This is a genomic window from Winogradskyella pelagia, from assembly GCF_017581965.1.
GTDB lineage: Bacteria > Bacteroidota > Bacteroidia > Flavobacteriales > Flavobacteriaceae > Winogradskyella > Winogradskyella pelagia.
On sequence record NZ_JAGEVF010000005.1, the window covers coordinates 120,951 to 142,944 of the forward strand.

Consider the following 21,994-nt stretch of genomic DNA (forward strand, 5'->3'; position numbering starts at 1 on the left):
AGCCCTAAGAAGCAATTGTTTATTTGCTATCTTTCTAACCTTTAAAATTTATACCTTGATTTATTAATATATTTCAATAGTGAAAACTTTTTCCATTATAAAAGAGCATAAACTATTTTCATTAATAATTTTATTATGTATTGTATCCTCATTGAGGTCCATCTTTATGCCATTGATTGCCGATGAGAATACCTATGTTAAAATAGGATCAAATATTTTAATTGGGAAGTACTTTCTTAAAGACTACCCATCTACCGTTACACCTGTCATCCCTTTTTTAATTGCCTTTTTTAAGACTACCGTTAATCCAATCATTGGATATACAATTCATAAGCTTTTCCATATTCTCCTTGCAGGTTTAGGCTTTAGATATTTGTACCTGTTTCTGTCTGGTCAAAACCTCAGTAAAAATGTGATATTAGCTATTGTAGCTTTAACAGCAGTTAACCCCATTGGAATCACCTTCTTTGGTAGATTATATCCCGAAGGGATTTTGATGTTCAGCTTTTGGGGTTTTATGTATTATTCAACTGCAGCAGTTAGAACAAGTCATTTTATAAAAATGCTGTTTTTCTTTATGATTTTAGTAATGACTAGATACGTTTACGCCGTGCTAGGAGTGCTTATTGTAATAAACTTTTTTAATTACTACAAAAGCCTACCAAGAAGATCTCTATTAAAGATAGTAGTATATTGTATAATTTTTAGTTTACCAATTCTATTCTGGGCTAAATACATTTATAATATTGAGCAGATTGTAACTTCAGAAGAAGTAAGTTACTTTAAAAGGTTTAAAAGTGAGAATCCGATTATATATAATCTTAAAGCAGGACTTGGCCTTATAAAGCATGAAGAAGTTAATAAAGTAAATGGAATTCCTGCCTTTGCGTCATTATTTGTGCCAATTGACGGCTACAGAAGTTATTTTTTAAGTATCGCACTCATTGTTGCTTTTATTGCGGGTTATATAAAAAGTAAGTTGCCGTATGGTTCAAAAATGCTCATCCTTGCTTTACTTCTTGTAATGATAGGTCTTATTTTTGCTGGAACTGGATTTAGCAGATACTGGTTAGTTTTACTTCCAGGATTTATTTTAGGTTTTTACTATTTAATATCTAATTTAAACCACTCCGATAAATGGATTGCTTATGCTGCTTTTATTTTGTGTTTTATCTATATTATCAATGAATTGAGACTAGATTATCTAATACTAAACAGATATCTTTAAGGCCTATGAGTACGAAGGTTATAATCTATATGCCGGCATTAAATGAAGGCCCTACCATAAAGAAAATACTATTATCCGTTCCTAAAAGAATAGATATAATTTCTGATATTGAACTTTTAGTCATTGATGATGGAAGCACGGACAATACAGTTTCTGAGGCTAAAGAGGCCGGAGCTACAGTTATCAGCCACAACTCTAACAAAGGAGTTGGTAGTGCATTCCATACTGCATTAAATTATGCTTTAAAACAAGGTGCAGATATATTGGTTAGTATCGATGCCGATGGACAATTTGACGTAGACCAAATTAATAAGATGATTTCACCTCTATTAAACAATAAGGCAGACTTTTCAATTGGAAACAGATTTAACAGCGGAAGGCCACAAGGCATGCCAAAACTTAAATATTGGGGCAATAATAGAATTAGTAAGATTGTTAGTTTTGTGAGTAAAATTGAAATTAAAGATGCTTCCTGTGGGTTCAGAGCTTATTCTAAAGATTGTCTTTTCAATTTAAACCTAGACGGGAGTTTTACCTATACCCACGAGGCAATTTTAGATTTGGCCAACAAAGGCTATAGAGTTGCTCAAATCCCCGTAAATGTTTTGTATTTTGAGGATAGGGTTTCGCGTGTTGCTAGTAGTTTAACACGGTATGCACTTAAAACGTCTTCAATAATTTTTAAATGTCTTAAAGACTATAAACCACTGCATTTTTTTGGTTCAATTGCCTTAGTGATTTCATTAATAGGGATAATACTTTGTGGATTTGTTCTTACCTATTGGATTTCTACTGGTAGCATAACACCCTATAAGAGCGTAGGTATATTTGGATTGGCACTAGTTGGCATGTCTCTCATCCTAGCAGTATATGCACTCATGGCCGATATGTTAGGGCGAATTAGAAATAATCAAGAAAAAATTCTATACTTCCAAAAGAAGCAATATTTTGAAAATAATTAAAAAGAATACAATTATTCAACTTATTAAGTATGTGAAAATAAGTTTAATAAGCTATACGTATGTATTTATAAGTCTTTTTATCCTTGTTGATTATTTTAATGTAAACGAATCCTTTTCTTTTTTAATAGTATATGGAGTACTGTATCTATTACTTTATTTTATTCAAATGAAATACTTATTCAATACGACGCATAGCAAAAAAAAGTTAGCACGATTCATTCTAACAATACTCAGCTTTTATTTCTTAGCCAACCTCTTCTATAATATTTGTATTTATTTAAATATTGATTATTTAGTCGCCACTGTGATAACTATTGGGATACTTGCTCCAGCAAGGTTTTTGGTCTACAAATATTTAGTTTATAATTAGACGCTTATACCAAATCTAGAAGTAACATAGGGTCCGGACAATTGCTTTTATAAAACTCTAAATTAAGCTGATTGCTTACTCCTGGGTAATCCCCTTTACAATCTTGAATATCCCGAATAATCTGAAAATGCAAGTGCGGTGGATAATCTCCATTTACCTCGTCAGTACCCAAGGTCGCAATTTGTTGTCCTCTCTCAATCCTCTGCCCTATTTCTTTTTCTGTAAGAGATTCTAAACTTAGATGACCATAAAGCGTATAAAATTTATAACCTTCAATTTGATGCCTTAGAATAAGAGTTGGACCATAATCGCCATAGTTGGTGTTGTTCTTGAAACTATGGATAGTTCCTTCTAATGGTGCATAGATTGGGGTATGAGCTTCTATCCAAATATCTAGACCAAGGTGTATATTACGCTCTTTTAATGCGTCTAACTCATTAAAATAATCACTCCGTTGATAAATGCCACGTCGTTCTAAATATCCGCCATAAGCCGCTTGGGCCCTATTTTTTTGTAAAAGATTCCAGATATGACGTCCTAAGTCTTCAGAAGAGGAAATATCAACATCTTGCAATTTTGGACTATCTAAGGACAAGTCCAATTCTATAAATTTAAAAGTTTTTGATTGAGGACCTAATATAGGAAAGACCTCAAAGCCAGAAAGCACCTTATAAAACTGATTATTGGACATAAAAAATTTCCACAAAAATAGGAATCTATTTAATGGAAACTACAATAGAATGTCACTAAGACAGTGATATATTAAAATTACAATTAATTCATAATAACACTGCTGAATTTAGCATTGACCATAATAGTACGTTCTGAGTATTTATCTTCAGGGTAATTTCTTATTGTTTTTTGAGATGTTGGCTTATTGTTCAACTTTGAGCGCGTCCCCTTAAAATAAACGTTATAATCTGAATTTTTTGGCAAGTTAATTAAGGCATCACTATTTTCTAATACTAGATTTAGCGTTTTGAAGGTTTGAGCAAGATTAGATATTGTTAAATCTCCAAAACTACCATCTATTATCCCAGTATTTTTTAGAGTTTCTACGAGTATATTAGATGATTTTGAATTTAGAACTAAATTCGATGCATTCTTTATTTGAGCCTTTTCAACAAAGTTCAAATTTAAAGTACCCAAGCTCCATGTATCTATAACTAGGGGTGAGTAGGATACATTGATGGAGGTATCGCCTCCATCAATGTGTTCTGCTACTAAAAATGAATGTGAGATGTCTCCTGTGGCATTATATAGCACAGATGAAATCTTTAGCTCACCATGCCTAACATTCATATTTAGTTTAGCTTTTTTTGGAATCTTTAATTTAATGACCTTTTTCACTTTTTCAGAATTCCCAGATCTATATCCCCTTACCCTAACCGCATCACGTCGTTCTCTGAGGTTTTTATTTCGTTTTTCATATCCTTCTGCGCGCTCAGCTTCACGTGCAGCCCTCATTGCTTCGCGTTCTGCCATCTTTGCTTGTTGTTGAGCCATCTGGGCTGCTGACTGCTCCCATTGTGCGGATTGTTTTTCCATCCGTTTAGCTAAATCCTCACCCCAAACTTCCATTTTTTCGGCCCATTCTTCTCCAAACTTCTCACCCCAAGCTTCCATTTTCTTGGCGTAATCTTCTCCAAATTTTTCACCCCATACTTCCATCTCTTTAGCCCATTCTCCTTCAAAGCGCTTGGCATATTCATCTCCCCACTTTTCCATTTTCTTTTGATAATCTGACTCTCCAAATCGTCGCGCCCAAGCCTCCATTTGTTTTTGAAGTTTTTCTCCACCTTCCTTCTCATAGCGTTTACTCCATTCAGCCAGATACTTTTCCCCCTCTTTTTGATATTTATCATAGTCAAAAGTAATTGTAGTAATACCACTTGGTAGTTCTGGTAGCTTTGGAAATTCTGGCATCTCGGGAACTTCTGGTAGTGTTGGGAATTCAGGCATTTCTGGAATATTTGGGATGCTTGCCATATTTGGTACCTCAGGAATATCTGCCAATTTAAATTCTAAGTCCCTTAAAAGGTCATCATAATCGGAATCAGAAAAACGTCCTATGCTACTTCCTCCTCGAGTTGAAATTATTACTTTATCATTAGAGGCATCCACATCTAATTGCCAAGCTTCTAGTGCACGTTGTAATTCTTCCTTGGATAATTCGTCACTTTCTATGTAAGCCTCTACCTCAATGACATCTCTATTCCATGTTCCAATTTCGATTTCTACATAACTAGTGTTTAAATCTATTTTAACCTCTTTGTTCACCTTTATAGACTGCGAGGTTTTACTTAACTTCTGCTGTGCATAACCTAATGTGGTGCAAAAGCATAATACTAAAATTCTAATCGTTTTCATTGTTGTTTTCATTTAACTGTTCGTTTTTTGATTGATGATTGTGATGTATTTATATAGATTCTTCTCTGAAGGCATCTTCATTAAATTCTTGCAGTTGATTCTTTAACCTCATAATGAGATTAAGTCTAAATTTTAAGTTGTCAATGAGTGCATCTAAGGTTTTCTCATTGAGTCCGTTATCATTCCATTCTAAAGTGAGTCGGTCATACTCATCATTTAACTCTTTCAATCTCACCATGTATCCATCTATTAGGTCTTTATTTTCAGGCGTAAGCTCCAATTTTGAAAGTTCTAGGTTAATACTAGCTAAATAATAATCCTCCACTTTTTTTAAATCTGGTGATACATCACCAAGAGATTTTAATGTGGTACCATTACCCATCTTAGTATCAGGGTTGGTGCCTGGAAACATAGTAAACGCACCGTAAGCTAAACCAAGTAATACTATAACACTTGCAGCAATACTAAATAAATTAAAACTTGGTCTTCGCATATCATTGGGTAATTCACTCTCTAACCGCTTTAAAAATCGGTCTTCATGACCCTGTGACATAGGTGGCATAGGTTTAACCATATCCTTGTTATCAAAAAGGTCTCTAAGATCTTGTGCCATTTCTATTTACTTTTAAAAGGGTTTGTAATTTTTGTTTTGCTCTAGAAAGCTGAGTTCTAGAAGCGATTTCTGTAATATTTAAAATTTCAGAAATTTCGTTATGATCGTAGCCCTCAATTAAATACAGCATTACCACATATTTATATTTCTCCGGTAACTGCTCTATCGCCATTTTTACATCTTCGATAGTTACTGTATCATCAACTTGCCAAGAATCCTCATAGACTGCATCTACAACATTGAGGTGATGCTCCTCTAGCTCAATCATCCTTTGGTGTTTTGATTTTAAAACATCTATACATCTATTAACAACAATACGTTTTAACCATGCTCCAAAACTCACTTCAGCCCTATATTGATCGAGCTTCATAAAGGCTTTAATAAAGGCCTCTTGAACAATATCCTCAGCCTCCATTGTGTCATTGACAAATCTAAGAGCGACCACATACATACCATCGCAATATTGTTTATAGAGCTGCATTTGCGCTTTTCTATCATTTCGTTTACATTTCTCTATGATATGAACTCGAAGCGTATTGATGTTATTAACGGTTTTTGGTTGATTCTACTATAAAGACGACAGATAATTTATGATGTTGCAAAAAATCACAAAAAAATTTCATTTTTTACAATTAAGATAAAATTAGGTATTTGAATTCCCTAAATTTAGGGAATTCAACTATCTTTAAATTCCTTTTTTGGCGACTGCCAATAAGGTGTTTTGTATTTAATTGTCTTTATTATACCTATGTTAAAACGCTTATTGATTTTTTTATTTATAGTTGCAGTTTGTTTATTCCTCTATTCTGTATTTGTTGAAAATATTTTTTCGTCTAGATTAAGCCCTAAGGATAGTGCCAAAATAGAGCTTAACGATTTAAAGCTAAAGGTAGAATACAACAGACCGTCGAAGCGCGAACGACAGATATTTGGAGCCTTGGTCCCTTTTAATAAGGTATGGCGTACTGGAGCTAATGAAGCGACAACTTTCGAGACTAATAAAGACCTTTTGGTAAACGACCTATTGTTAAACAAGGGAAAATATACAATATGGACCGTACCAATGGAAAATACTTGGAAGGTGATGTTTAACTCGAGGCAATATGCTTGGGGCGTAAACGAGAAAATGGAGCCCATGTGGGATCCTAATTTTGATGTGATAGAAACCGAAGTTCCTATTGAAAAACTTGAAACCGTAGTTGAAAAATTCACCATTGCCTTTGATAATAAAACGGGAGATCTTAAATTAACAATGGCTTGGGATAATACGCTCATAGAAATACCTCTTAAAGAGGTTGCCAGCGAAAAGCCTTAAGTGTAATAATGGCAAAAGACAACATATCTCGAAAATCTGCACTTGAAGAAAAAGAAGGGATTACATCTCCAGAAACAACGAGTTCTGCTTCGGCTAACCGCATTAAAACTAATCGCAAAAGACAACCTTCAGTCCAAGAGTTAGTTAAGGGTATTATTAATGGAGACATAACAGCTTTAAGCAGAGCCATAACACTAGTAGAAAGTACAAACCAGCGACACACTGAAAAAGCTAATGCTATTATAACAGCTTGTCTACCTCATTCTAACACCTCTAAACGTATTGGAATTACAGGAGTTCCAGGAGTTGGCAAAAGTACTTTTATTGAAGCCCTAGGAGTTTACCTTACCAAAAAAGAACATAAAGTAGCCGTACTTGCTGTTGACCCAAGCAGTACATTAAGTAAAGGCAGTATTCTTGGTGATAAAACAAGAATGGAAGATTTAGTTAAGGATAAAGCGGCTTTTATAAGACCTTCTCCTTCTGGAAACTCTCTAGGAGGTGTTGCAAGAAAAACTAGGGAAACCATTATCTTATGTGAGGCCGCTGGTTTCGATACAATTATCATTGAAACCGTTGGCGTTGGCCAAAGCGAGACCGCTGTACATAGTATGGTAGATTTCTTTCTTTTGTTGAAATTAGCTGGTGCTGGCGATGAGCTTCAGGGTATAAAAAGAGGTATTATAGAAATGGCTGATGCCATAGTTATCAATAAAGCAGACGGTGAAAATTTAAAGGCTGCCAAATCGGCTAAATTAGAGTTTAACAGAGCCTTGCACCTGTATCCTATTAAAGATTCTGGCTGGACACCAAAAGTGAGCTTATGTAGTGCGCTAGAAAAGGAAGGTATCGCAGAGGTCTGGGATATGATTACAGACTATATTGATCACACTAAAAATAATGGCTATCTTGAAAAAAATAGAAGTAATCAAAATTTATTTTGGCTACTTCAAACTATTGACGAGCGCCTTAAGTCTAATTTTTACAATTCTCCAAAAATAAAAATCGAATTAAAAAATCAAATGCAATTAATTGAAGAAGGTAAAACTACTCCATTTGCAGCCGCGGAATATCTTTTAAACCTTTAAAAATTCGCTTTAAACCATTCTACTTGAGCACGAACACTATCCAAAAGTGTTGTTTGTGGATTGTAATTTAGCAATCGCCTTGCTTTATCTATATTAGCTTTAGTTCGCAGCTGGTCGCCAGCCCTTTTAGGTTTAATTTCTATTTTAATCTCTTCACCTATAACTTCTGCAACGGCATCAATACCGTCTTGGGTTGTATGCTCAACCTCAGTTCCTAAATTAAAGATTTCACCATCAACCTTACCCTCATTACCAATGACACTAACAATACCATCTACAATATCGCCAACGTAGGTAAAACTCCTTAGGTGTTTATCGCTACCTTCAAATAGAGGAAATGCTTCACCTTTTAATCCTAAATCAATGAGCTTGGTATACATTTTTTCAGGTCTTTCCCTTGGACCTATTACAGAATACAATCTCAAACTACAAGAATTCATTTGTTTCTCGCGGCTTTTTTGTAGTACTAATTGCTCAGCCGCTAACTTCGTAACACCATAATGTGATGCTGGCTTGGGGGCAATGTCTTCTGGGTAGGTTGCTTCTAAACCATAAATTGAAGACGTACCTATATTCACAAATAGTTTGAGATTAGAGCAATCCAAAGCAAAATCAATGAGCAATTTGGTCGCCAAGACATTATTGGTAAAGTAATCTTCAAAAGTTGAAGTTTGAGATATTCCTGGCTGGGCTGCAAAATGAAAGATATAATCGAAATCTTTCGGTAATGCGCTATATGCCTCAGGTACTCTCAAATCCATTTTAATGATTTTAGCCCCTTTACTTTCAACAGCCTTAGCGTTCAACTGTTTTAATTTTAAGCTGTAATAGTCGCAAAAGTTATCTACACCAACAACTTCATGTCCTAAACTAAGTAAGCGCTCTGCGGTGTGAGAACCAATAAACCCTGCAATTCCAGTAACTAAAATCTTCATAATATCCTATTTGTTAGACACAAATTAAACCCTTTTTTAGCTTTAAATCAAAAGGCTTTCGGTGTAATGCAAAAAAAGGATATTTTTATGCTTACATGGATTTTAACGGCAGAAAATATCGTTTAACTATCATAGTTCCTGTTAACAATGAGGAAGAAAATTTACCTCGACTAGCAACAGAACTGTTTAATTATTTAAAAATAGCAGTTGTCCCAACGCAGGTTCTTTTTGTAAATGATGGCTCAACGGATAATAGCGAAGCCTTGATTGCCTCAATATGCAAGAATAATAACAGTTTTAATTATATCTCCTTAAGAACCAACGGAGGATTAAGCACCGCACTAAAAGCTGGTTTTGACATTATAGAAACCGAACTTACAGGTTATATTGATGCCGATTTACAAACCTTACCCAGAGATTTCAATATCTTATTAAAGCACATTGATTCTAATGATTTAGTCATGGGTTTTCGGCAAAAAAGAAAGGATGCCTTTTTAAAATATCTTTCTTCAATACTTGCCAATAAGTTTAGGCGTATTTTTACTAGAGACGGTATTAATGATACAGGCTGCCCTTTAAAAATTATAAAAACAGACTTCGCTAAACAACTTCCTCTATTTAAAGGAATGCATCGGTTTTTACCTGCGCTAATCCAACTGCAAAAAGGTAGGGTTATGCAAGTACCTATAGAGCATTATCCTAGAGTCTTTGGCAAATCGCACTTCAATTTACCTAATAGAGTATTGGGCACGTTTATAGATTGTTTCATTTTTCTTTGGATAAAGAAACGCTTCATTACATATGACATCTCAAATTCAAACACAAAACCTGAGTAACATCATGATGTCTTTATAAAACGCTGAGACAAATAATTATTGAGTTTAAAAAATACAAATCCGGAGAGGGCACCGAATGCCATACCACAGACGACATCTAGAGGGTAATGCACACCAATATAAATTCTACTATAAGCCATTGCTGCGGCCCACACCAAAAGAAGAAAAATTAAATTTTTATATGTATTGCGTAAAATTAAACCCACAAAAACAGCCACTGCCATTGAATTGGAAGCATGGCCTGAGAAAAAACCAAATCGTCCGCCACAGCCTTCTTTGACAATTCGCATAATGCTTTGTAAATCTTCCTGATGGCAAGGTCTATAACGCTCAAATCCGTATTTAAAAAGGTTAGTTATTTGGTCTGTAAACGTTATCAAGGCCACAACAACCAATATAAGCATTAATATGCGTTGCTTACCAAGATGCTTGTAGAGTAAAAACAAAAGCAGGGCATAAAATGGAATCCAATTAAATTTGTGGGTATAGAACATCCAAAACCCGTCCCACTGCTCTGTTCCTAGATTATTAAGGAATAGAAACAGTTCTTTGTCATACGTTAACAGTTGGTCTAACATCAGTCTTCGTATCGTTCTATTTCCCTATCATAAAACTCGGTTGCCATTCGGATGCAATTCTCAGTTTCTCCTTCGAGCTCCTTTTGGTCTTGGTCGTCGAACTCCTCTAGCCACTCTACCTCATCATTTTCAAGATTAATAATAAACCTTGGAAACTCGGTATGTATAATATAAATAGCTTCAGGATAGTCTGAATTGTCACCTAGGATAAACTTTGGTATTTCCATCTTTACATCTTTTGTTCCTGCAAAATTAAACGCTTTGTGAGATAATGAAACCTAATGTATAATAAAATTGCTGCGGAGGTTAAACCTGCTACTAAGCCTATCCAAATCCCAAGACTACCATAAGCCTGTTCCTTACCTAAGAAATAACTTATAGGGAAACCTATGAGCCAATAGGCAATAAAGGTGATAAGGGTCGGCATCTTTACATCTTGTAAACCTCTTAAGGCACCCAACACAATAACCTGTAAACTATCACTAATCTGAAATACGGCTGCGGCTAACAACAAGGTAGAAGCAATCTCAATTACTTCTTTAATATCACCTAGTTCTGTAATATCATCTAAGTTGACATAAAGATGTGGTAGATATTTATGAAAAAGCACAAAGAACAAAGCAAAAATGACTGCAAAGATGGTCCCAACAAAAAAGATGGACTCTGCAACACGCCTGAGGTTTACAAAATCCCTAAGTCCTTTTTGATTTCCCACACGAATCATAGAAGCCACACTTAAGCCCATGGCTACCATAAAGGTCATGGACGCTAAATTGAGCGCAATTTGATTGGCCGCTTGTGCGTTTTTACCCAAAATACCAGAAAGCCAAATTGCCACAGTAAAAACAGCTACTTCGAAGAACATCTGCATGGCAGATGGTAATCCCAAATTGACTAATTTCTTCATCGGCTGTGCATTGAGTTGAAAGAATTTAATGTTGGTTACATAGGCACTAGACTTATCGCGTTTAGCAAGTAACCACCATAAAAAGAAGAGCATTACTACCCTAGACACTAAAGTACCCACTGCCGCACCCACAATACCGAGTTGCGGAAAACCAAACTTACCAAAGATGAGGACATAGTTAATCACCACATTAAGAACATTAGCCAACAATGTGGCATACATTGGATATTTGGTTAGGGACAACCCATCACTAAACTGTTTGAATGCCTGAAACACAATTAAAGGTACCAACGAAAAGGCCACAAGATCTAAATATGGAACAGCAAGAGCTACTACCTCCTCAGGTTGTTCCATACTGGTCATTAAAGGTTTAGCCAATAAAAGCAAAAGAAATAAAATAAGCCCCATAACCGTACATAGAAAAAACCCATGTTTAAAAACGGACTTGCCCTTACTGAAATTCTTTTCAGAGTCTGCTTCTGCAACTAATGGTGTTATGGCTGTAGAAAAGCCAATACCCAAGGACATGGCAATAAAAATAAAACTGTTACCCAAAGACACGGCTGCGAGTTCTGCCGCACCGAGTTGCCCTACCATTACGTTATCTATAAAACTAACGAAGGTATGCCCAAGCATCCCTAAAATAACTGGTGAGGCTAACCTAAGGTTGTATTTAAACTCTTTAGTGTACTGCTGCATTAACATGCCGTAAAAGTAATAACAATACACTAACGTTGTAGTAAGATTTTAGAATACCTTATAACAGTTTACTAGAAGTAATCCTTCACTTGTTCTTTGGCCTTTTCGTACTCAGCTACCATATCAGCAATAATTTCAGAAACAGGTTTGATATCGTGTATAAGTCCTGATATTTGGCCAATTTCTAATTCGCCTTCGTCCATGTCACCTTCAAACATACCTCGCTTAGCTCTTGCCCTACCTAGCAAGGATTTAAGTTCATCTAAGGTTGGGCCTTTTTTATATAAGTTTTGAACGTCTTCATAAAACTTATTTTTTATCAATCTCACTGGTGCCAATTCTTTTAAGGTAAGTTGTGTATCGCCTTCCTTAGCATCTACCACAGCGTGTTTAAAGTCAGCATGAGCTGAAGATTCTACACTCGCTACAAACCTACTCCCAACTTGCACACCATCTGCTCCTAAGACCATACAGGCTAGCATGGCTTTACCTGTTGCAATACCACCAGCGGCTATTAATGGAATCTGCAGCTGCTGCTTAACCATGGGAATTAGTGTTAGTGTGGTAGTCTCATCCCGTCCGTTATGACCACCAGCTTCAAAACCTTCAGCTACGACCGCATCAACTCCAGCTTCTTGAGCTTTTAAAGCAAACTTTACACTACTTACAACATGAACTACAGTAACTCCTTTACCTTGGAGCCAACTTGTCCAGGTCTTTGGATTTCCTGCAGAAGTGAAAACAATCTTTACATCTTCTTGAACAATAATATCCATGATTTCCTGAATATTAGGATACAACATAGGAACATTAACACCAAATGGCTTATCCGTTGCAGCTTTGCACTTTTGGATATGCTCGCGCAGCACTTCAGGATACATGGAGCCTGCACCTATTAATCCTAAAATACCCGAGTTACTCGCTGCAGAAGCAAGTCTCCAGCCGCTATTCCATATCATACCAGCTTGAATGATGGGATATTTTATTTCAAATAGTTCTGTGATTCTATTAGCCATTTATTGAATTATAAATTTAAAGGTCGAATTAAATTGAGAATTCTTAAGAGTAAGCAAGTATAATCCTGGAGCGTACCTAGATACATCTATTTGGTTTGAAACACCAGTTAAAGATTTAGAATAAAGGGTTTTACCTAAATAATTCATTACACTTACATCATAAGGTTCGGATACATTATTAACTTTTAGTTGGAGCTCATCTTCTACGGGATTCGGATAAATACTGACTTCTACTTTATCAAATTCAGACAGGTTTAACGCTTCGTTTCTTGCCGACCATAAATTTGGTATGCCGTGGCCTAGAAAATCATCTGGCGTGCTAAACTGAGATCCAGATTGTACAACCGCTTCTCTTATTTCTATTGGTGTTAAATGTGTAACGTCTTGCCAAAGGGAGGCTATCCCACCACATAAAATTGGCGCGCTAAATGAGGTACCATTGTTTTGAACAATACTATTGTCAGATTCTATAACAAACGATAATCCTGCACGAGCCACTACATCTGGCTTTTGATATCCGATTTGTGCAGCACCTCCTCTTGAACTAAAAGCAACATAATCTCCATTTTCGTCTACACCACCAACAGAAAGGACATTTGGAGAATCGGCTGGCGCGCCAACAGTTTGCCAAGCTGTAGCTCCTGCATTTCCTGCACTGACAACAACTAGAATACCTTTTTCAGCCGCAATAGAAGCTCCTTTGGAGATAAATGCGACCTGCCCATTCATGTCTGACGGTGTGTAATTGTAATTAGGGTTATCAAAAAACCTGTAGCCCAAAGAGGTATTTATCATATCTACACCCAAACTATCCGCGCGTTCTGCGGCTTCAACCCAATACGACTCCTCAACAGGATTCTCACTTCCGACATCTTCTGTTAGAAATAAATAATACGAGGCATCTGGTGCTGTACCTACATAATCATCAGGAATAAACGCTGCCATACAACTTAATACACGTGTACCATGTGAGCTGGCAGTATTGGCGTAAACGTTTTGAGTTCTATTCACAAAGTCATATCCTCCTAAAAGGTTGCCGTTATCACGTAACCGCTGAAATGCATCCATAGTATTTACATTTGGAAACCCTGAATCCATCACGGCAATTGTAATGCCTTCACCTGTAAATCCGCTTACATGTAGTTGGTCAACATTAATCATCTCCACCTGATTTTGGGTATTACCATAATTAAAGCTAACGGCTTGATTTTCTATCGCCATCTTATCTTCGAGTTGACTTAATCTAGAATTAGAACCCAAATTAGTATTGGCAAAATCTACGTAATCTACATATACTAGATTTTCAAGAGACTCGATATCTGTTTGTAAACCTCTTACATGGACCGCATTAAACCACTTTGATTTAGCTAAAACGGTAATTCCAGATTGCAATTTTAAATCTGAAACGTAAATCTCATTTACTGGAACATCACGGTAGTCAATAGAAATACCATGAGCTTCTTTACGATCAATGGCCTTTTGAGTAAGAATAGACGTTGGATTGGCAAGTGCATCTGCCACGTTGGCTTTATCTGTTAGAAAAACCCAGGCATCTTCTTGTGTTTGACCTTGCCAAGACAAACAGTAAATAATGATGACGAATAGATATCGTAGCATTTAATGCAGTTTCTTGCAAGTTAAGAAATTACACCAGAACCTAATAATTCATCACCGGTATACCATGCAACAAATTGACCTTCAGTAATGGCAGATTGTTTGTTTTCAAATTCTACATAAAGACCAGAATCTACTTTGTGAAGTACTGCTTTTTCAAGCGGCTGCCTGTAACGAATTCGAGCTACAACATTCATTGTTTGACCATTGGCCAAGGCCAAATCTTCACGTAACCAATGCAATTCACTATTGGTAACAAAAAGTGCTTTGCGGTATAACCCTGGATGATTTTTTCCCTGCCCTGTATAAATAACATTCTCCTCTACATCTGTTTCAATAACAAAAAGAGGTTCTTTAGTTCCACCTACGGCGAGTCCTTTGCGTTGACCCTTTGTAAAATAATGAGCCCCTTGATGTTGTCCGACAACTTTACCATCATTGAGGGAATATTGAATTTTATTTGATAAATACTCGAGTTCCGCTTGTTTTACCTGAAATACAGGATGCTCAGTATTGTATTTTGAAAAGGCACTATCAACCTCAACAATTACTCCCTCTTTTGGTTTTAATTGTTGCTGTAAAAACTCTGGCAACCTTACCTTACCAATAAAACAAAGACCTTGTGAATCCTTTTTTTCTGCGGTAACTAAGTTCTGTGATTTTGCGATTTCCCTAACTTCTGGTTTGGTCAATTCTCCGATAGGAAATAAGGCTTTGGCTAGCTGTGCTTGGGATAGTTGGCATAGAAAATAGGATTGATCTTTATTAGCGTCAACACCAGCTAACAATTGATGAATCTGCTTTCCGTTTTTTTCAATTGTTCCTTTTCTGCAATAATGCCCTGTTGCAACAAAATCTGCGCCAAGCTCTAGAGCAATATCCATAAACACATCGAACTTAATTTCTCTATTACAAAGCACATCTGGATTAGGCGTCCTTCCCTTTTCATATTCATTGAACATATAATCTACAATGCGCTCTTTGTATTGGGCACTCAAATCTACCGTTTGAAAAGGAATTCCCAACTTCTCAGCTACAAGCATGGCATCATTACTATCGTCTAGCCAAGGACACTCATCTGAAATAGTCACTGAGTCATCATGCCAATTCTTCATAAACAGACCTATAACTTCATAGCCTTGCTTCTTAAGTAAAAAAGCAGCAACACTAGAATCCACACCTCCAGAAAGTCCTACAACAACGCGTTTCATGAGTTTGTTTTATCAATCAAATAGGTCGAAAAAATTTGTGCAAATTTACAAAATAAAAAAGGCTAAAGCGCAACCTTCTTTATTCAAGATGGGAAAAGATTATTCTTTTAGTCGTAACGTTTTAAGATTTTTTGATTGGTGTGATCAATTTCCTTTTTGAGTTCACCGTTTTCATAGTATTTCCAAATACCAGATTTGGTATCATTAGTATATGGACCTTCAGATAGTTTTTTGCCCTCACCATCGTAATTTATGGTAAGACCATTTAATTGACCATTCTTATACATGGACTGCTTAAGCAAAACGCCATCTTCGGCAAACCATTTATACAGACCTTCAAGCTTACCATTGGCATAAAAGGACTCTTCCGCAAGATCTCCGTTTTTAAAGAAAACTGTTTTTTCACCCTCTAATTCACCTTCTGAATTATAATTTTCAATAGTCATAACTTGGTTTGAGTTTTTGTGATAAAACAACCATTTACCAATAAAGCGCTTCCCATTCATTTGCCCCTTACTTATCACTTTTTTGTTTGAAGCATAGAATACAACATCTGAGATACTATCTTTTTCATTGAATACCTTAATAGCACTTAATACACTTAGCCCTTTGTTTAATCTGTAATATTTAAAGGTATCTATTTCCTTACCGTGTTTAAAAACACCTTCATATCGCTTTTGGTCGGTCTGGTAGTAGTTTTTAGTCCAGAAACCCTGACGTTTACCGTCTTTATCGAACCTATTAACCAAGTTTTGGGCATCTACTAGTGTTAAACTTATTGTAAATATTAATAGAAGAAAGATATTTTGTTTGATCATTAGTTAAATTTGCTTAAACAAACATAGATTAGTTTGTGCAATGTTGAACAATTAAAAAACTCAAAAAAATGAAAATTATTTCAAAAACACTTAAAGTACTTACAGTTTTCGTATTCGTACTTGGTTTTACTGGGTGTAGTGATGATGATGATGGTGTCACCGCTGTACCGCAACCAAACATGTTGGAAACAATTCAAAGCGATCCTCAATTGACTTCGTTAGCAGCAGCTTTAGAAGCTACTGGTCTAACTGGAGCTATTGAAACATTAGATGATATTACCGTACTTGCACCTACAAATGCAGCTTTTGCTACATTTTTAAACGGTGCTGATTTAGGTTCGGTAGATGTAGACGATTTAGCTGCTATTTTATTAAATCACGTTCTAGTTGGAGAATTCAGAGCTGCTGATTTACTACAACTTGGTTCAGGTTATGCTGAAGGTTCTTCACCAAACGACCAAGGACTTAACATTAGTGTATATTTCAATACATCCAACGGTGTACGATTTAACAATGCAGGAGCTGTTATCGATGGTGGTGCTGACATAGGTGCATCTAACGGTACTTTACACAAAATTGATGGTGTTTTAGACTTGCCTTCTTTACTGAACCATGTTGAAAATAATAATGATTTTGATACGTTAAATGTTGCTTTAACTGCAACTGGATTAGCTGGTGCAGTTGACACAGAAAATTTCACAATTTTAGCGCCAGACAACGCAGCATTCACTGAATTCAATCCAGATTTAAATGATATCCCTGGAGTAACTCAGGTGCTTTTAAACCACGTGTTAGAAGGTTCAATAACTTCAACGATGTTGGCGGATATGGGAGCTGGTTACAGTGAGACCTTAGCTTCAGGACCAACCGATTTTGACGGAGAAGACACTGTTTTAAATATATATTTTGAAGTAGGAGACAATGTTGTTTTCAACGGGATCTCAACTGTTGCCGCGGCAGATGTTGTTGGCACAAATGGTGTAATACATGGTGTAGACACTGTGATAGACTTACCTACTCTATTGACTTTCGCTGGATCTAACAATGCGCTTAGCGGATTAGTTTCAGCTGTAGGTAGAGCAGATGAAGGAAATAATACGATTAATTGGGGAGCTGCTCTAGCCGATACAAGTTTAACCTTAACTGTATTTGCTCCAGCTGACCCAGCTTTCGATGTTCTATTAGACGACTTAATGTTAGGTGATATTTCAGAGGCACCGACTGATGCTGTTAATGGTTTATTAGAGTTACATGTTGTAAATGGTGAAAACGTAAGATCTACAAATCTTGGATCACTTGGAGGAACTATTCCAACAATAGGTGGAAACTTAAGCTTAAATGGGTTAGAAATTACTGATGGTGATGGAAATGTTATCAACATATTAGCTCCAGATTTAGTTGATATCCAGGCTGTAAATGGTGTTGCACATGCTGTTGACTTTGTAATCCGTGCAGCCAACTAAAAGTGAAAAGTCGAGGCTGATTACCTCATTTTTATATTGATTGATTTAGTTAGTAAAAACCCAGACGCTCGTCTGGGTTTTTTTATAATGCGGAGGTAAAACCAGTTGCACTTAGTTAAAAAAATGGTAAATACTGAGCAGTAAAAATGTGATGACTTAACATCTGTTTAAATTTGTGTTTGTTACACTTGAAAAAGTAAAATAGAATGTTGAACAATTGAAAAACTCAAAAAAAAATGAAAATTATTGCAAAAACTTTTAAATTATTGACGGTAGCCTTTTTGGTTTTAGGCCTTACTGGTTGTAGTGATGATGATGACTTAACTGTTATTCCATTAGAAAATATTATTGATATAGCTTTGGGCGATGACGATTTGTCTGATTTAGTTACAGCACTTTCTAGAGCAAATTTAGTAGATGCTGTTAGAAACAGTAATGATATAACTGTTTTAGCTCCAACGAACGAGGCTTTTGATGATTTTTTCTTGGCATTAGATCCTACAGGAAATACAACCGTGGATAACGTTGATGTCAATGCGCTAACACCTATTCTCTTAAACCACGTTATTACAACACGGTTGCCATCAGTAACGATTTCGTCTGAAGGGGCAGGCTACAGAAATACATTAGCAACGGGACCAAACGATGAGAATTTGAGTATTTTCTTTGAATTGGATGATACTAACGTATTTTTCAATGGAGATGTTTTAGTAGAAAATGCAGACATATTTGCTACTAATGGAATTGTACATAAAATTGATCTTGTAGTGGAACTTCCTACTATAGGAACATTCGCAACGACCAATCCAGCACTTGAAGACTTAGTTGCTGCTTTAGGTTTAGCTGATACCGCACCTAACCCTTCAGCAGAATGGATTAACACAGTACTTAACCCAGAAGCAGGTCCATTTACCGTATTTGCACCTACCAATGAAGCTTTTGATAGTTTGCTATTAGAATTAGATCCAGAAGGAAACACGGAGCTAGGTGACTTAGACCCACAGTTAGTAGATACTGTATTAACCTTGCACGTTGTTGATCAGAATGTCCAATCGGATCAGTTAGAATCTTTAGACGGTGTTATTCCTACTCTTGGAGGTAATTTAACACTGAATGGTACTGTCATTACAGATGGTCTTGACAGAGATAGTAATATTTTAGCTGCAAATGGATTAATAGATATCCAAGCAGTAAATGGAGTAGTACACGTTATTGACAAGGTCGTTAGAGCTCCTGTGGAATAAAAAAATTGATTTCGTTAGTGAAAACCCAGACTTTTCGTCTGGGTTTTTTATTCATTAGATGTTAAAAATTCGATAAATGTTAATACTACGTATATTTTGTTTAACCTTTTATATATATTTGTTAAACAATAATTAAGAGTATAACATCACAACTTTTATTAAAGTTGGTAATTTAAGATTTAAGCTCTTGTTATTACAAAGCTTGCAGTAGTTGTGAGAGCACCACTGTGGATGAATTGTGAAACACAGCAATCGTCACAGTATAATCAAAAATTATGGTTTGCACTTTTGATAAAAGTATACTGCAAGCAGAATAAATTAGGAAAGTCGAGGCTGATTACCTCATTTTTATATTGATTGATTTAGTTAGTAAGAAACCCAGACGCTCGTCTGGGTTTTTTTTATTTATTGAGTATGTTACTGTTATGGCAAAAAACAATAATTCCAACAATGATACTCTTAAACCTGGTGACAAAATAATCATTTTCTTCGGTGGTGTTTTTATAGTGTTGTTTGCTGGATATCATACTCTTTTCAATTATCACGGAAAAGCGGAAACTGATAAAGTACTTATAATTAAATTATATTATGGAGGTATCCTCTTTTGGATTCTTCTTATTACAAGCCTTTATTATCTGTCTTTATCCAACTAAACTGCTAAGAATAAATAACTCTCTTTTCCTTTAAAAAAACAAACCACAAAAACAGAAAACCCTCGGTAATGCCAAGGGTTTTTAATTCTATTCTATCTACTGTTATTATTTCTTTCGTTTGTTCTGTGCTTGCTTTTGTTGTTCTGCTTGCTCCATCATCTCCTTCATTTTTCGCTGAAACCTATTCTCTTTTTTAGGCTTACTCTTGCTCACCTCTATTTTGGCTAAGACCTTATCTTCGTCAATAATATAGTTTTTAATAACTAGCATTATACCAATACTAATAAGGTTAGAGATAAAATAATACAGACTCAATCCAGAAGCATAATTGTTAAAGAATACCAACATTAATAATGGTGAGAAGTAAATCATGTACTTCATCATTTTACTCATGTCTGGCATACCTTCTTGTGTTGGTTGCTGTGCCGCCATTTGTTGACCAGTAGTCATTTTCATGTAGAAGAAAATAGCTATTGCCGCCAAAATTGGAAACAAACTCACATGATCACCATAGAATGGAATGCTGAACCCAGAAGGAAAATCATAAATGGAATCAAATGAACTTAAGTCATCTGCCCAAAGGAAACTTTTCTGCCTTAGATCAAAGGCTGTTGGGAAGAACATAAACAAGGCATAAAATACGGGAATCTGCATCAATCCTGGCAAACAACCACTGAGAGGGCTTGCTCCTGCCTTACTTTGCAAGGCCATTGTTTCTTGCTGCGCCTTTAATTTGTTGTCTTTGTACTTCTCTCTTAAAGCATCTAATTCTGGTTTAAGAATTTTCATTTTAGCTTGAGACAAAAACTGCTTGTACTGCACAAAAGACAATAATATCTTAACTAGAATTGTCATTACAATAATTGCAATACCATAAGGGAAAATACCACTTAACCAAGCGAATAAGGGAATGAAAATGGCTTTGTTAATCCAGCCAAAAATGCCCCAACCAAATGGGATACTCTCTTCTAATTTTTTATCGTAGGTCTTTAATATCTTACTATCTGTGGGACCATAATAAAGTCCAAGTTTTTTGGAAAATTCCCCACCGTTAAATGCTAATGGAATTTTAGATGTATAAAGTTTAGTAAATAAGGTATCTACTTCTTCATCTTCTACCAAATCTAAAGACGTCATCTCTACCTTCTTAAAGGGTTGGTCATTGGTTACGAGAATAGAACTGAAAAAGTGCTGCCTGTAAGACAACCATTCCACATCTTCCGCAACATCATCATCGTCGCTCATTTGTGCCAACTTATCTACCTTGTCCTCGTCGTACATATAGGTTAGCCGCGTATATCTATTTTCGTAACTGATACTTTTAGCATGACTCAAGCCCTTCATTTGCCAATCCATGGTAATAGGCTGTGATGTATTAAATACACCTGTCAATCCCTGTGAGCGGATTGAAAAATCAATCATATAATCCTTAGGCTTAAGCTCGTAGCGATACTCTAAAAACTCCGAAGGTGAGACCTTAAGTTTCATAGAAACAACGGTATTGTCACCGCTTTTGGATACGGAAGGTTCAAAAGGGAAATCCCTCGTATTTAAAATCCTATTATCCGAAGTCCCAAAGTTGATATTAAAGGCATTGTTGTCATCCTTAACTAGATAAATAGGCTCCGCATTATAGTCAACAAAGTCTTTAAGTTTCACCTCTTTAAGGTGGCCACCTTTAGTACTAAATTTTAATTCAAATACATCCGTATTTACTGTGGTGTACTCTTTTTGATTGGCATTTAAAGTTAAGGCATAAGCAAATGAACCTACTTTATCTTTAAGGGCTACTTGTCCGGCAGAGTCTAAAACCTTGGTATTTCCGTAATCCTCTGAGTCGGTTACTAAAGTTTGAGTTTGTTCACTAGATGGCTCCTCTTGCTGGACTTGCTCTTGCTCTGCTTGTTTTTGAGCTTCAATTTCTTCGGGAGTTGGCTGATTTTGGTACATAATGTACAACAGAATACCAAAAATGAGCACAAAGCCAATGATTGAATTAATGTCTAATTTCTTTTCTTCCATATATTCTATGCACCACTTTTGATGCTTGTATTTGTTGCAAATGGATATCCCA

The 21,994-nt window shown here is 35.9% G+C and carries 21 protein-coding genes; 8 read left to right on the forward strand and 13 right to left on the reverse strand.

What is annotated here, in order from left to right; translation table 11 throughout:
• Nucleotides 1–166: 166 nt before the first annotated feature.
• Nucleotides 167–1,228, forward strand: coding sequence for a hypothetical protein (locus J4050_RS08130; protein ID WP_208154075.1), 1,062 nt, complete (start codon nucleotides 167–169; stop codon nucleotides 1,226–1,228).
• Between the two features lie 5 nt (nucleotides 1,229–1,233).
• Nucleotides 1,234–2,190: a glycosyltransferase family 2 protein gene (locus J4050_RS08135; protein WP_208154076.1), complete on the forward strand. Its 957-nt coding sequence runs from the start codon at nucleotides 1,234–1,236 to the stop codon at nucleotides 2,188–2,190.
• Nucleotides 2,191–2,564: 374 nt separating this feature from the next.
• Here the strand turns inward: J4050_RS08135 and J4050_RS08140 are convergent, their stop codons facing one another.
• From J4050_RS08140 to J4050_RS08155, 4 genes are all read right to left on the reverse strand, one after another.
• Entirely contained in the window at nucleotides 2,565–3,251 is a 687-nt protein-coding gene (locus tag J4050_RS08140; protein WP_208154077.1) for a peptidoglycan DD-metalloendopeptidase family protein, read from the reverse strand.
• Nucleotides 3,252–3,334: 83 nt separating this feature from the next.
• Nucleotides 3,335–4,930 carry a hypothetical protein gene (locus J4050_RS08145; protein ID WP_208154078.1) on the reverse strand — a complete coding sequence of 532 codons (1,596 nt, stop codon included), beginning with the start codon at nucleotides 4,928–4,930 and terminating at the stop codon, nucleotides 3,335–3,337.
• A gap of 49 nt (nucleotides 4,931–4,979) precedes the next feature.
• Complete coding sequence (locus tag J4050_RS08150) at nucleotides 4,980–5,543, reverse strand: hypothetical protein (RefSeq protein ID WP_208154079.1); 564 nt, start codon at nucleotides 5,541–5,543, stop codon at nucleotides 4,980–4,982.
• On the reverse strand, nucleotides 5,527–6,084 hold the full coding sequence (locus tag J4050_RS08155; protein ID WP_208154160.1) for a sigma-70 family RNA polymerase sigma factor: 558 nt from the start codon (nucleotides 6,082–6,084) through the stop codon (nucleotides 5,527–5,529). The genes J4050_RS08150 and J4050_RS08155 overlap by 17 nt, the downstream gene beginning before the upstream one ends.
• Nucleotides 6,085–6,306: 222 nt before the next feature.
• On the opposite strand from J4050_RS08155, the gene J4050_RS08160 reads away from it, so the two are divergent.
• Nucleotides 6,307–6,858, forward strand: coding sequence for a DUF2911 domain-containing protein (locus J4050_RS08160; RefSeq protein WP_243878588.1), 552 nt, complete (start codon nucleotides 6,307–6,309; stop codon nucleotides 6,856–6,858).
• A gap of 8 nt (nucleotides 6,859–6,866) precedes the next feature.
• A complete protein-coding gene (gene meaB / locus J4050_RS08165) occupies nucleotides 6,867–7,946 on the forward strand; it encodes a methylmalonyl Co-A mutase-associated GTPase MeaB (RefSeq protein ID WP_208154081.1) in 1,080 nt (359 codons plus the stop codon).
• Here the strand turns inward: meaB and J4050_RS08170 are convergent.
• Entirely contained in the window at nucleotides 7,943–8,881 is a 939-nt protein-coding gene (locus J4050_RS08170) for an NAD-dependent epimerase/dehydratase family protein (protein ID WP_208154082.1), read from the reverse strand. The two genes, meaB and J4050_RS08170, sit on opposite strands and share 4 nt — an antisense overlap.
• 95 nt (nucleotides 8,882–8,976) lie before the next feature.
• Between J4050_RS08170 and J4050_RS08175 the strand changes: the two genes are divergently transcribed.
• The gene (locus tag J4050_RS08175) at nucleotides 8,977–9,717 is read left to right on the forward strand and encodes a glycosyltransferase family 2 protein (RefSeq protein ID WP_208154083.1); all 741 of its coding nucleotides are present in this window, start codon (nucleotides 8,977–8,979) and stop codon (nucleotides 9,715–9,717) included.
• 2 nt (nucleotides 9,718–9,719) lie between these two features.
• Here the strand turns inward: J4050_RS08175 and J4050_RS08180 are convergent, their stop codons facing one another.
• The 7 genes from J4050_RS08180 to J4050_RS08210 form a co-directional block, all read right to left on the reverse strand.
• On the reverse strand, nucleotides 9,720–10,295 hold the full coding sequence (locus tag J4050_RS08180; RefSeq protein WP_208154084.1) for a phosphatase PAP2 family protein: 576 nt from the start codon (nucleotides 10,293–10,295) through the stop codon (nucleotides 9,720–9,722).
• Entirely contained in the window at nucleotides 10,295–10,522 is a 228-nt protein-coding gene (locus tag J4050_RS08185; RefSeq protein WP_208154085.1) for a DUF8828 family protein, read from the reverse strand. The genes J4050_RS08180 and J4050_RS08185 overlap by 1 nt, the downstream gene beginning before the upstream one ends.
• Nucleotides 10,523–10,524: 2 nt before the next feature.
• Entirely contained in the window at nucleotides 10,525–11,907 is a 1,383-nt protein-coding gene (locus tag J4050_RS08190; protein ID WP_208154161.1) for an MATE family efflux transporter, read from the reverse strand.
• A 65-nt stretch (nucleotides 11,908–11,972) separates the two neighbouring features.
• Complete coding sequence (locus tag J4050_RS08195; protein WP_208154086.1) at nucleotides 11,973–12,917, reverse strand: NAD(P)H-dependent flavin oxidoreductase; 945 nt, start codon at nucleotides 12,915–12,917, stop codon at nucleotides 11,973–11,975.
• Entirely contained in the window at nucleotides 12,918–14,534 is a 1,617-nt protein-coding gene (locus J4050_RS08200) for a S8 family serine peptidase (protein ID WP_208154087.1), read from the reverse strand.
• Nucleotides 14,535–14,554: 20 nt separating this feature from the next.
• Nucleotides 14,555–15,742 carry a tRNA 2-thiouridine(34) synthase MnmA gene (mnmA, locus tag J4050_RS08205; protein ID WP_208154088.1) on the reverse strand — a complete coding sequence of 396 codons (1,188 nt, stop codon included), beginning with the start codon at nucleotides 15,740–15,742 and terminating at the stop codon, nucleotides 14,555–14,557.
• A 107-nt stretch (nucleotides 15,743–15,849) separates the two neighbouring features.
• Nucleotides 15,850–16,560: a toxin-antitoxin system YwqK family antitoxin gene (locus J4050_RS08210; protein ID WP_208154089.1), complete on the reverse strand. Its 711-nt coding sequence runs from the start codon at nucleotides 16,558–16,560 to the stop codon at nucleotides 15,850–15,852.
• A gap of 68 nt (nucleotides 16,561–16,628) precedes the next feature.
• Between J4050_RS08210 and J4050_RS08215 the strand changes: the two genes are divergently transcribed.
• From J4050_RS08215 to J4050_RS15285, 3 genes are all read left to right on the forward strand, one after another.
• Nucleotides 16,629–18,023: a fasciclin domain-containing protein gene (locus tag J4050_RS08215; RefSeq protein ID WP_208154090.1), complete on the forward strand. Its 1,395-nt coding sequence runs from the start codon at nucleotides 16,629–16,631 to the stop codon at nucleotides 18,021–18,023.
• 236 nt (nucleotides 18,024–18,259) lie between these two features.
• Complete coding sequence (locus J4050_RS08220) at nucleotides 18,260–19,267, forward strand: fasciclin domain-containing protein (RefSeq protein ID WP_208154091.1); 1,008 nt, start codon at nucleotides 18,260–18,262, stop codon at nucleotides 19,265–19,267.
• Between the two features lie 425 nt (nucleotides 19,268–19,692).
• Nucleotides 19,693–19,920 carry a hypothetical protein gene (locus tag J4050_RS15285; RefSeq protein WP_243878589.1) on the forward strand — a complete coding sequence of 76 codons (228 nt, stop codon included), beginning with the start codon at nucleotides 19,693–19,695 and terminating at the stop codon, nucleotides 19,918–19,920.
• A 105-nt stretch (nucleotides 19,921–20,025) separates the two neighbouring features.
• Here J4050_RS15285 and yidC read toward each other — a convergent pair whose 3' ends face one another.
• Nucleotides 20,026–21,942, reverse strand: coding sequence for a membrane protein insertase YidC (yidC, locus tag J4050_RS08230; RefSeq protein WP_208154093.1), 1,917 nt, complete (start codon nucleotides 21,940–21,942; stop codon nucleotides 20,026–20,028).
• Between the last annotated feature and the right edge of the window lie 52 nt (nucleotides 21,943–21,994).

Coding starts and splice junctions, on each gene's coding strand:
- J4050_RS08130 (WP_208154075.1), top strand. CDS start 167: ATGCCATTGATTGCCGATGAGAATACCTATGTTAAAATAGGATCAAAT.
- J4050_RS08135 (WP_208154076.1), top strand. CDS start 1,234: ATGAGTACGAAGGTTATAATCTATATGCCGGCATTAAATGAAGGCCCT.
- J4050_RS08140 (WP_208154077.1), bottom strand. CDS start 3,251: ATGTCCAATAATCAGTTTTATAAGGTGCTTTCTGGCTTTGAGGTCTTT.
- J4050_RS08145 (WP_208154078.1), bottom strand. CDS start 4,930: ATGAAAACGATTAGAATTTTAGTATTATGCTTTTGCACCACATTAGGT.
- J4050_RS08150 (WP_208154079.1), bottom strand. CDS start 5,543: ATGGCACAAGATCTTAGAGACCTTTTTGATAACAAGGATATGGTTAAA.
- meaB (WP_208154081.1), top strand. CDS start 6,867: ATGGCAAAAGACAACATATCTCGAAAATCTGCACTTGAAGAAAAAGAA.
- J4050_RS08170 (WP_208154082.1), bottom strand. CDS start 8,881: ATGAAGATTTTAGTTACTGGAATTGCAGGGTTTATTGGTTCTCACACC.
- J4050_RS08175 (WP_208154083.1), top strand. CDS start 8,977: ATGGATTTTAACGGCAGAAAATATCGTTTAACTATCATAGTTCCTGTT.
- J4050_RS08180 (WP_208154084.1), bottom strand. CDS start 10,295: ATGTTAGACCAACTGTTAACGTATGACAAAGAACTGTTTCTATTCCTT.
- J4050_RS08185 (WP_208154085.1), bottom strand. CDS start 10,522: ATGGAAATACCAAAGTTTATCCTAGGTGACAATTCAGACTATCCTGAA.
- J4050_RS08190 (WP_208154161.1), bottom strand. CDS start 11,907: ATGTTAATGCAGCAGTACACTAAAGAGTTTAAATACAACCTTAGGTTA.
- J4050_RS08195 (WP_208154086.1), bottom strand. CDS start 12,917: ATGGCTAATAGAATCACAGAACTATTTGAAATAAAATATCCCATCATT.
- J4050_RS08200 (WP_208154087.1), bottom strand. CDS start 14,534: ATGCTACGATATCTATTCGTCATCATTATTTACTGTTTGTCTTGGCAA.
- mnmA (WP_208154088.1), bottom strand. CDS start 15,742: ATGAAACGCGTTGTTGTAGGACTTTCTGGAGGTGTGGATTCTAGTGTT.
- J4050_RS08210 (WP_208154089.1), bottom strand. CDS start 16,560: ATGATCAAACAAAATATCTTTCTTCTATTAATATTTACAATAAGTTTA.
- J4050_RS08215 (WP_208154090.1), top strand. CDS start 16,629: ATGAAAATTATTTCAAAAACACTTAAAGTACTTACAGTTTTCGTATTC.
- J4050_RS08220 (WP_208154091.1), top strand. CDS start 18,260: ATGAAAATTATTGCAAAAACTTTTAAATTATTGACGGTAGCCTTTTTG.
- J4050_RS15285 (WP_243878589.1), top strand. CDS start 19,693: ATGGCAAAAAACAATAATTCCAACAATGATACTCTTAAACCTGGTGAC.
- yidC (WP_208154093.1), bottom strand. CDS start 21,942: ATGGAAGAAAAGAAATTAGACATTAATTCAATCATTGGCTTTGTGCTC.